Here is a 10,323-nt window from a genome sequence, read left to right on the forward strand (position 1 = left end):
CGGACATCCACTTCCAGCCGAAATACGTTTTCGCCGCGATTGAGGCCGGTTGCGCCGCGGTCCGCGTGAACCCCGGCAACATCCGCAAGTTCGATGACCAGGTCAAGGAAATCGCGCGGGCGGCCAAGGACCACGGCACCTCCATCCGGATCGGCGTCAACGCCGGGTCGCTGGAGCCGGGCATCCTGAAAAAGTACGGCAAGGCCACCCCGGAGGCCCTGGTGGAATCCGCCGTCTGGGAAGCCTCCCTGTTTGAGGAACACGGCTTCCACGACTTCAAGATCTCCGTCAAGCACAACGATCCCGTCATTATGGTGGCCGCCTACGAGATGCTCGCCGAAAAAGGCGACTGGCCGCTGCACCTCGGTGTGACCGAGGCCGGCCCCGCGTTCCAGGGCACCATCAAGTCGGCCACTGCCTTTGGCGCCCTGCTCTCGCGTGGCATCGGTGACACCATCCGGGTGTCCCTCTCCGCCCCGCCGGTGGAGGAAATCAAGGTGGGCAACCAGATTCTGCAGTCCCTGAACCTGCGCCCGCGCAAGCTTGAGATTGTGTCCTGCCCCTCCTGCGGCCGCGCCCAGGTGGATGTGTACACGCTCGCCGAGCAGGTCACTGCCGGCCTGGAGGGCATGGAAGTTCCGCTCCGCGTCGCAGTGATGGGTTGTGTGGTGAATGGCCCCGGCGAGGCCCGGGAAGCTGACCTCGGTGTGGCGTCCGGCAACGGCAAGGGCCAGATCTTCGTCAAGGGCGAGGTCATCAAGACCGTGCCCGAGGACCAGATTGTTGAAACACTGATCGAAGAGGCCATGCGTCTCGCTGAAGAGATGGGGGAGTCCGATGGCGAAGATGCTGTCCAGGGTGGCCCCGTGGTTAGCGTCTCGTAAGGACGGCGCCGCTACCGGCGCCATCGAGGGCCTTCCCGAGGGCATCGGCGTGCGCGTCCTRCAGGGCGCGGACACCGGCGCCCTGCAGGAGCTTGCCGGCCAGGATGCGATCGCCAACGTCTTCATCCTGTCCCACCTTGAGTCCGCCGGGACGGCGTCGCCCACCGCCGGCGGTGCCAGCATCTTCGGCGTGTTCGACGGCGATGCCCTGGTGGGTGCGTGCTGGGCCGGGGYCAACCTGGTACCGGTGCAGCTTGACCCTGATCTGGCCGTTGTGGTCGCTGCGGCGGCGCACCGGACCGGGCGGCGCTACGCCTCCATCTTTGGCCCGGCCGAGGCCGTCCTGGCGCTTTACGCGGCACTGGAGCAGCTGGGCCACACGGCGCAGGAACTCCGTCCCGAGCAGCCCCTGATGACCATCGCCGGGCCGCCCCTGCTGGAACCGAATCCCGCGTTGGGGTTCGGTCGGCTCGCCGACTTTGACCAGATCCTTCCTGCGTGCGCGGCCATGTTCGAGGAAGAAGTGGGGTATTCGCCTTATCTTGGCGGCCGCGACTACTACAGCCGGCGGGTCCGGGGCCTGATCCGGGCCGGCCACTCGCTGGCGCATCTGGGCCCGGACGGCGAGGTGGTGTTCAAGGCCGAGCTCGGGGCGGTAACAGCGGAGGTGACGCAGGTCCAGGGTGTCTGGATGAATCCGGCGTTCCGCGGGCTGGGCCTCAGCGCTGGCTACATGGCCGCCGTCGTGGTCCTCGCGCAGACGCTGGCGCCGGTCACCAGCCTGTACGTAAACGACTTCAATGCCCGTGCGCGGGCCAGCTATACCCGGGTCGGATTCCGGCAGGTGGGGACTTTCGCGACCGTCCTGTTCTAGACACCTTCTTGACACCCGCTTTTGACAAAAATGTGGGTGGAGACTCTTGTTTTAGCGACGTGGATCACATAGGTTCTAGCTAGCCGCGCTGAGCAGGCGCGAGCGGTCTCAGGAATGAACCAACCACTGGCTGCAGGGACCGCCCGAAAGGGCAGGATCAGGTACACCGGCAGCCGTGGACAGAGCGGCTCTGGGGTCGCAGGGGCCACGCCATCACAGGATGACCAGCCGGAAACGGCCAGGGGCTTCCGTGTCATGGCGTGGCTCTTCCCATTCCAGGCGGGATTTCCGGCGGTGGCTTGGCGGTAGATTAGTGTCTGGACATTTTCCTAACTACCGGTCCGCCCCCGCACTTCCTCAGAAACGGATACCTTTCAGTGGTCCTTCGACTTTCCAAGCTATTCCTGCGCACCCTGCGTGAAGATCCCGCCGACGCCGAGGTAGCCAGCCACCGGCTCCTGGTCCGTGCCGGCTACATCCGCCGGGCCGCTCCGGGCATCTACACGTGGCTGCCGTTGGGGCTCAGCGTGCTGCGCCGGGTCGAGGAGATCATCCGGGAGGAAATGACCGCGATCGGAGCGCAGGAAGTCCACTTCCCGGCGCTGCTGCCCAAGGAACCCTACGAGGCGACCAACCGCTGGACCGAATACGGCGAAGGCATCTTCCGGCTCCAGGACCGCAAGGGCAACGACTACCTGCTGGCGCCGACGCACGAGGAAATGTTCACCCTCCTGGTCAAGGACCTGTACTCCTCGTACAAGGACCTGCCGCTGAGCATCTACCAGATCCAGAACAAGTACCGCGACGAGGCCCGTCCGCGGGCGGGCCTGCTGCGCGGCCGCGAGTTCATCATGAAGGACTCCTACTCTTTCGACGTCGACGACGCCGGCCTGGACGCCAGCTACGCCGCGCACCGCTCCGCCTACCTGAAGATCTTCGAGCGCCTCGGCCTGGAGGTCGTCCCGGTTGCCGCCACGGCTGGTGCCATGGGCGGGTCCAAGAGTGAAGAATTCCTGCACCCCACCGAGATCGGCGAGGACACCTTTGTGCGCTCCGCCGGCGGCTACGCAGCCAACGTCGAGGCCGTCACCACCGTTGTGCCCGCCGAGATCGACTTCAGCAACGCCCCGGCGGCCGAGGTCCGGGACACCCCGGACACCCCGACCATCGAAACCCTGGTCGACGCCGCCAACACCCTGGTTCCCCGGAACGACGGCGGCGAGTGGACCGCCGCCGACACCCTCAAGAACGTCGTTCTCGCCGTGACGCTGCCCACCGGCGAACGGCAGCTGGTGGTCATCGGCGTCCCCGGCGACCGCGGCGTCGACCTCAAGCGCGTCGAAGCCAACATTGGGGCCTTCCTGCCGATCGCCGGCGAAATCACGCTGGAGGCCGCCAACGAGGAAGACCTCAAGAAGCAACCGCTCCTGGTCAAGGGCTACATCGGCCCCGGCCTGGCCCTGGACGCGCCGCTGCTGGGCGCCGAGGGCGCCGCCAAGCTGCTCTACCTCGTGGACCCACGGGTTGTCCGCGGCTCCGCCTGGGTGACCGGCGCCAACGAGGCCGGCAAGCACGTCTTCGGCCTGGTCGCCGGCCGCGACTTCGGCTGGGACGGCGTCATCGAGGCCACTGAGGTGCGCGCCGGCGATGCGGCACCGGACGGCTCCGGCCCCCTGGAGACCGCGCGCGGCATCGAGATGGGCCACATCTTCCAGCTCGGCCGCAAGTATGCCGCTGCCCTGGACCTCAAGGTCCTGGACCAGAACGGCAAGCAGGTGGTGGTTACCATGGGCTCCTACGGCGTCGGCGTCACCCGTGCTGTGGCCGCGCTGGCCGAGTCCAACCACGATGACAAGGGCCTGGTCTGGCCGCGCGCCGTCGCGCCGGCCGACGTCCACGTTGTCGCCGTGGGCCGCGGCGAGGAAATCTTCGCGGCAGCGGAGCAGCTGGCACTCGACCTCGAGGCCGCCGGACTCGAGGTTATCTACGACGACCGTCCCAAGGTCTCCCCGGGCGTGAAGTTCGGCGACGCCGATCTCGTGGGCGTTCCGACGATCCTCGCCGTCGGGCGCGGACTGGTGGACGGTGTGGTGGAGATCAAGGACCGCCGCAGCGGCGAAGCCGAGAACGTGGCCGTGGACAAGGCTGTCGACTTCGTCGTCAACGCCGTCCGCGGCAACTGACCCTCCCGGCGTTGCAGGGAATGGTCTCCGGACTTGAATCCATCCAGCTCGCCACGCTCATCCTGGTCATTGTGGCCGGCTTCGCGGCCGGCTGGGTTGACGCGGTGGTGGGCGGCGGCGGACTGATCCAGCTCCCGGTGATGCTGCTGGTGCCCGGGATCAGCCCGGTCCAGGCGCTGGCCACCAACAAGATGGGCTCCATCTTCGGCACCACCACCAGCACCATCACGTTCTACCGGCGCGTCCGGCCTGACCTGCGCACCGCCATACCCATGGCGGTGATTGCGCTGGCCGGGAGCTTCGGCGGGGCGGTGCTCGCGGCCAACCTGCCCGCCAGCGTGTTCAAACCGATCATTGTTGCCGCGCTGATCGCCGTCGCCCTCTTCACCGCGTTCCGGCCCAACGTGGGGGAGCTGACCCAACTGCGGCACAACGGCCACCGGCACTACGTGGTGGCCTGCCTGATCGGCGCCGTGATCGGGTTCTACGACGGCCTGATCGGACCCGGCACTGGATCCTTCCTGATCATCGCGCTGGTCTCCGCGATGGGCTACGCCTTCCTGGAGGCCAGTGCCAAGGCCAAGATCGTCAACATGGCCACCAACGCCGGCGCCCTGATGTTCTTCCTCCCGCACGGGTCGCTGCTGTGGGGCCTTGGCCTAGTGCTGGGGGCCGCCAACATGGCCGGCGGCTACCTTGGCGCCCGGACGGCGGTCAGCCGGGGCAGCAAATTCATCCGGATTGTGTTCCTTGTGGTGGTCGGCGCGCTGATCATCAAGCTCGGCTCCGACGTCTGGCACGACGCCTTCGCCTGACCCTGTCAGCCCCGTCAGCCCCGTCAGCCCTCAGCCCCCTGGGCTGCCCTCCCGGTTGCGTGCGGTCAGGCGTAGCATGCAGCTATGGCTGACGGCCAGGATCCCTACGACGACGCCTTGGAGGCGGCCGTGCGGTATGCCCGCGCCTGGCTGGCCAGCCAGTCGAGCCGCAGGGTGGCCCCCACGGCGACGGCGGCCGACCTGGCTGCCGGGTTTGGCGGCCCCTTGCCGGACACCGGAACCCCGGCCGCCGACGTCGTCGGGTTCCTCGCGGAGCGGGCGGAGCCGGGGCTGATGGCGATGCCGTCCGGCCGTTTCTTCGGCTGGGTGATCGGCGGCACCCTTCCGGCCGCCCTGGCCGCGGACTGGCTGGTCAGCGCCTGGGACCAGAATGCGGTGCTGCGCTATGCGGCGCCGGCCGTTTCGGCGATTGAGGAGGCCGCCGGGAACTGGATCGTCGGGCTGCTGGGCCTGCCCGCGGAGTCCGACGTCGGCTTCACCACCGGCGCCACCATGGCGAACTTCGCCGGCCTGGCCGCGGCCCGCTGGCGGCTGCTGGACGACGCCGGCTGGAACGTCGAGCGCGACGGGCTGTTCGGCGCCCCCAGGATCCGCTGCCTTGTAGGCAGGGAACGGCACGACTCCGTGGACCTGGCCCTGCGGTACCTCGGGCTCGGCACCCCCACCCCGGTTCCGGCCGACCGGCAGGGCAGGATCATTCCGGCCGAACTGGAGCGGGAACTGGACCGGCAGGAGGGACCCGGCCCCGCGCTGGTCTGCCTGCAGGCCGGAAACCTGCACTCCGGAGCGTTCGACCCCTTCGCCGAGGCGGTCCGGGTGGCGAAAGACCACGGCGCCTGGGTCCACGTGGACGGGGCTTTTGGGTTGTGGGCCGCCGCCGTGCCCGAACTCGTGGACCTGACGGCCGGGATGGACCTTGCCGACTCCTGGGCCACCGATGCCCACAAGACGCTCAACGTGCCCTACGACTGCGGGATCGTTGTGGTCCGCGACCGGACGGCACTGCGCTCCGCCATGGGGGTGCACACCAGCTACCTGATCCGGGCCGGGGACGGGGCAGGGGATCCGCTCGAGACCGTCCCCGAACTTTCCCGCCGGGCCCGCGGCGTTCCGGTCTGGGCGGCGCTGAAGTCACTGGGCCGCGCAGGGGTGGCCGGCCAGGTCAGGACCCTGGTGCAGCGCGCCGGGGAACTGGCGCGGCGCCTAGCGGCGGTTGACGGGGTGGAGGTCCTGAACGACGTCGACTACACACAGGTTTCGCTGGCCTTCGGCGACGACTCCACCACCCGCGCCGTGACAGCCCGGATCATCGCCGACGGGCGGGTCTGGATGTCCGGCTCGCACTGGCAGGACCGGGACATCCTGCGGATCTCGGTCAGCAACTGGAGCACCGGCGACGGCGACGTGGAGACCGCCGTCGACGCTGTCCGCGACGCACTGGCGGCCGTCCGGGAACAGCCGACCAGTTAGCCCGGCAGGCTGACGGCGTCGCCCGGCTCGGGTAGCTCTTGCGGGACCGGCAGGCCCTCAAGGGTCTTCCCGGTGAGCGTGCTCGCCACCCAGAGGGAGCGGGACAGATCGCCGCCGTGGCCGCGTTTGGCCGCGTACCACAGGGCATTGTCCACCTCCCGGGCTACGGCCCACTGCCGCGCCGTTTCGCCGTCGAGGCCACCGGCTGCGCTGAATTCGGCGCAGCGAGCCAGCAGCGCGGGTCCGGCGCCTGCACGGGGGAGTTCGGCCAGCCGGTTCCAGAGCAGCGGGGCCACGGCGAACTCCGCCTCCCCGATCATGGGCTGCGGGTCGATTGCGGTGAAGCCGCAGGCTCCGGTCTCCCCGCCGGCGGCATCCACAGCCACGGACCGCTCAGGCGAACCGGGCCGGGCAAGGATGTTCAGGAAGTGCAGATCGGTGTGGACCAGCACGTCCGTGCCGGACCGCCGGCCCACCGCGCCCCGGGTCTGGCAGACCTCCAGGGCGGCTTCCAGCAGCCAGCGCGGGAAGGGCCGGCCCAGCCGTTCCCAGGTTTCCGGAAATTCATCGCTCCATTGCTCGGCCCGGGCCGCCACATGGGCGAACTCCCGCCATTCGGGCCGGCTATCCGGGACAAGGCCCAGCTGGCGCATCAGGCCGCCCCAGACCCCGGCGGCGGCGTCCAGGGGTACATCCTGCAGCGAGCGGRCCGCGTCGAGCCGTTCCAGCAGGAGCGCGCCCGCGTCCGGGTCATCCGCGAGGACCCGGACAGCGCCGCGCCCGGCCCACAGTGCGAGGGCATGGCGTTCCAGCAGGGCTTCCTCGTGCGGGTAGGCGATCTTCAGGGCAGCGGCAACGCCGTCCGAGCGCCGGACCGGGACGACGATTGCGCCGTGGCCGTTCCACGGAAGGGCATCCGGGGGCAGGTCGGCTGCGAGCTGCCACTGATCCAGGCACTGGCTCAGCAGAGCGGGGAGCGACGCCAGCCAGGCGCGTCCCTCGCAGCTCGAGCCGTAGCGGCGGCTGAGGTCCGGCGGAATCGGAACGGCGGCTGGACTGGTCATTGCTCCAGCGTAGTGGCCGGTCAGGCCGCGATGCCGCTGGCCCCGAGCCAGTTGCCGATCAGGAACGTCGCCACCAGCGCCGCAGCGCCGCCGATGACCACCCGGACGGCGGCCTTCATTTTCGACCCGCCCCCGATCCAGGCACCGAGGGCTCCGGTCGCCGCGAGGGCAATAAGGACGGCCACGAATGTCAGGGGGACGCGGATGTTTTCCGGCGGCAGCAGGATGGCCAGCATGGGCAGGATCGCGCCGATCAGGAAGGCGATGGCGGAGGCGAAGGCCGCGTGCCAGGGGCTGACGATGTCCGTTTCATCGATGTGCAGTTCGGCCGACAGGTGGGCGCCCAGGGCATCGTGCGCGGTGAGTTCGGTGGCCACCGTGCGGGCGGTCTCCGGGCTGAGCCCCTTGGCCTGATAGATGGCGGCCAGCTCGGCCAGTTCTTCCTCGGGCTGTTCGGCCAGTTCGCGGCGCTCCTTTTCGATCAGCGCCTCCTGGCTGTCCTTTTGGCTGCTGACCGATACGTACTCGCCCAGCGCCATCGAGATGGCCCCGCCGACCACGCCTGCGGCGCCGGCGATGAGGATGGGACCCGAATCCGTGGTGACACCAGCGACGCCGACGACGATCGCGGCGACCGAGACGATGCCGTCATTCGCGCCCAGGACACCTGCGCGGAGCCAGTTGAGGCGGTGCGCAATGTCGTTGTGGTGGGGCTCGTTGTCATGAAGGGCTGCTGCGCCGCTGAGTTCCATGGGTACAGCAAATCACCGGCGGCCCGGGCTGGCCAGTATTGGAAGGCTAAGCAAGGTAAGCCGGACCTTGCCTCCGCCGGCCAGCGATCGGCCAGCGATCGGCCCGGGATCGGCGAGGGATCAGCCCCGATGCGGCCGGGTGTCAGCCGGCCGGCAGGGTGGGGAACGATCCCGGATCAGCGGCCAGCCCGGGGATCGCATCCGTCGTGGCGCCCCAGGCCGCGGCCCGCCGCGCCGCGTCAAGCAGCCCGGCGATGGCCCAGGTCCGGGTCGCCCCGTCGCTGAACGCCACCAGATCGCCGTACGCGGGGAGCGCCGCCGTTTCCAGCGCGGCCAGCCCGGGGCCGGGGGAGGCGAGGAACGCCGGATCCAGGGCGTAGCCGGGCTCCCGGGGAGGTATCGGGGCGCAATGGGCGCGGCTCCACGACTCGGCCCCAGAAATCAGGGCCTCGTGCCGCGCCAGGTAACCGGCCGCCGTCGTCGCCGCGGCGCCGTCAAGGCGGGTCAACGCCACCTGGTAGTCGTACACGGTTTCCAGCTCGGTGCGGATCAGCGCCGCGAGGGCGCCGGACAGGTCGGCGCTGCCGGCAGGGGTCCCGTCGTTTCCGCTGGCAGCGGCCGACGGCGATGCCGAGTCTGCGGGGCAGGAGGCGGCCGGTGCCGGTGCCGCGGCCTCCGGGGCCGCACCGGCCGGTGCCGGATCCGGGATGCCGGCAGCGGCGGCGAGCGACGTGGCCTGCAGCAGCTGGCCCGTCCCGACGGCGGCCAGCAGCCTGGCCATTCCGCCGTCGGCGGTCGCCGCGTCCGCGAGCCGTTGCTGACCGCTGCGGGCCAGCTCCGCAGCCAGCCGGGGCACGGTGGCGGGTGCCGGTGCTTGGGTCGCCGTGGAAGCGGACGGGGATCCCGTAGCCACCGGGGCGGTCTCCGGTCCGGAGCCCAGGAGGGCACGGGCCTGCGTTGTCAGCAAACTCACAGTGCGGGTGATGGAGGGCAGCACTGTCGCGGAAGCGGCGGGGCGGCCCTGCGCGGACGAGGGGGCATTGAGTTGTTGGCCGAGGGTCCGCAAGTGCTGGGCGTCGGCGAGGGCGGCGGCGCGGGCACGCTGGGAAATGGACGCTTCCGGCGGTTTGGGCGGATTCCCGGGGCGAAACACCAGGCCCAGGCTCACCACCACCAGGGCGAGGCAGACCAGGACGGCAACCCTGGGCAGGTGCCGGGGCACCCTGACCCGCCTAAGTTTTTCCCTGCTGTCCTCATTCACAACAGACCATGTTGTCATGCCGGCAGGAAACTGAAGTGCACCATGGCCCCGGGAATATCGCTAGGCTAGTAGACACAACATCATCTAGCGGGAGGCGGGCGGCATCATGACCAACGCAGAAGCCACGACTTCGACAGACCGGACCGGGACGGGGAAGGCTGACGCCGCCCCCGCGCACAATCTGGAAGCCGAGCGCCTCTACGCGCTCCTGGAGCCCGCAGTCCTGGCGAACCGGCTGTACCTGGAAGACGTTTCCATCCACGTTGCCGGCGCCAACCGGGTGGTCCATGTGGTGGTGGACCTTCCGCAGGAAGAGACCGGCGGCGTCAGCCTGGACGTCATTGCAGAGATCTCCAAGACCCTCTCGGACACCCTGGACAACGATCCCGGTTCCGACTCGCGCCCCTACGACCTCGAGGTGTCCTCACCCGGCGTCGGGCGGCCGCTGACCGAGGAACGGCACTGGCACCGCGCCCGCGGCCGGCTTGTGACCGTGAACGTCATCCAGGACGACAACGTCACCGGCCGTATCCAGGCGGTGGACGACGGCGGGGTGACCCTGGTTCCCGAACTGCCCGTCAAAAAGGGGATGAAGCCCAAACAGGGCGACCCCATCAAACTTCCTTTCGACAGGATCCGCAGTGGAAAAGTCGAGATAGAGTTCAGCCACCTCGAAGAGGCCGGTCTGGAGAACGACAATGGACCTTCCGAGGAGGCCTAATGGATATTGACATGAGCGCACTGAGACTCCTGGAGCGTGAGCGTGAAATCCCGCTGGACCTCCTGATTCCGACCATCGAGCAGGCCCTGCTGGTGGCCTATCACAAGACGCCGGGGGCCTTCGAGAAGGCCCGCGCCGAGCTTGACCGGAAGAGCGGCCACGTGACCATCTGGGCCACCGAGATCGACGACGACGGCGCACCCATCGGCGAGTTCGAGGACACCCCGGCCGGCTTCGGCCGCATCGCAGCGAGCACCGCGCGCCAGATCATCCTGCAG

Annotated in this window: 10 protein-coding genes; 7 read left to right on the forward strand and 3 right to left on the reverse strand. The window is 69.2% G+C overall.

Annotation, left to right across the window (positions count from 1 at the left end; genetic code table 11):
• The 5 genes from ispG to AC1DHD_RS09735 all read left to right on the forward strand — a co-directional run.
• On the forward strand, positions 1 to 884 hold an 884-nt coding region (gene ispG / locus AC1DHD_RS09715; RefSeq protein ID WP_476879512.1), incomplete at its 5' end, for a flavodoxin-dependent (E)-4-hydroxy-3-methylbut-2-enyl-diphosphate synthase.
• Complete coding sequence (locus AC1DHD_RS09720; protein ID WP_476879521.1) at positions 847 to 1,758, forward strand: GNAT family N-acetyltransferase; 912 nt, start codon at positions 847 to 849, stop codon at positions 1,756 to 1,758. The genes ispG and AC1DHD_RS09720, both read left to right, overlap by 38 nt.
• A gap of 377 nt (positions 1,759 to 2,135) precedes the next feature.
• On the forward strand, positions 2,136 to 3,941 hold the full coding sequence (locus AC1DHD_RS09725; RefSeq protein ID WP_476879513.1) for a proline--tRNA ligase: 1,806 nt from the start codon (positions 2,136 to 2,138) through the stop codon (positions 3,939 to 3,941).
• 20 nt (positions 3,942 to 3,961) lie between these two features.
• Positions 3,962 to 4,756 carry a sulfite exporter TauE/SafE family protein gene (locus tag AC1DHD_RS09730; RefSeq protein WP_476879514.1) on the forward strand — a complete coding sequence of 265 codons (795 nt, stop codon included), beginning with the start codon at positions 3,962 to 3,964 and terminating at the stop codon, positions 4,754 to 4,756.
• A gap of 84 nt (positions 4,757 to 4,840) precedes the next feature.
• Complete coding sequence (locus AC1DHD_RS09735) at positions 4,841 to 6,247, forward strand: pyridoxal phosphate-dependent decarboxylase family protein (RefSeq protein WP_476879515.1); 1,407 nt, start codon at positions 4,841 to 4,843, stop codon at positions 6,245 to 6,247.
• Here the strand turns inward: AC1DHD_RS09735 and AC1DHD_RS09740 are convergent.
• From AC1DHD_RS09740 to AC1DHD_RS09750, 3 genes are all read right to left on the reverse strand, one after another.
• The gene (locus tag AC1DHD_RS09740; protein WP_476879516.1) at positions 6,244 to 7,311 is read right to left on the reverse strand and encodes an aminoglycoside phosphotransferase family protein; all 1,068 of its coding nucleotides are present in this window, start codon (positions 7,309 to 7,311) and stop codon (positions 6,244 to 6,246) included. The genes AC1DHD_RS09735 and AC1DHD_RS09740 overlap by 4 nt on opposite strands.
• Before the next feature lie 20 nt (positions 7,312 to 7,331).
• Positions 7,332 to 8,063: a VIT1/CCC1 transporter family protein gene (locus AC1DHD_RS09745; RefSeq protein WP_476879517.1), complete on the reverse strand. Its 732-nt coding sequence runs from the start codon at positions 8,061 to 8,063 to the stop codon at positions 7,332 to 7,334.
• A gap of 142 nt (positions 8,064 to 8,205) precedes the next feature.
• A complete protein-coding gene (locus AC1DHD_RS09750; protein ID WP_476879518.1) occupies positions 8,206 to 9,285 on the reverse strand; it encodes a DUF4439 domain-containing protein in 1,080 nt (359 codons plus the stop codon).
• Between the two features lie 145 nt (positions 9,286 to 9,430).
• On the opposite strand from AC1DHD_RS09750, the gene AC1DHD_RS09755 reads away from it, so the two are divergent.
• Together AC1DHD_RS09755 and AC1DHD_RS09760 are read left to right on the forward strand one after the other, a co-directional pair.
• Positions 9,431 to 10,045: a ribosome maturation factor RimP gene (locus tag AC1DHD_RS09755; RefSeq protein ID WP_476879519.1), complete on the forward strand. Its 615-nt coding sequence runs from the start codon at positions 9,431 to 9,433 to the stop codon at positions 10,043 to 10,045.
• Positions 10,045 to 10,323: NusA N-terminal domain-containing protein (locus tag AC1DHD_RS09760; protein ID WP_476879520.1), on the forward strand; the 279-nt coding region annotated here is incomplete at its 3' end. The genes AC1DHD_RS09755 and AC1DHD_RS09760, both read left to right, overlap by 1 nt.

It is taken from the genome of Arthrobacter sp. 05L45_2, from assembly GCF_056397525.1.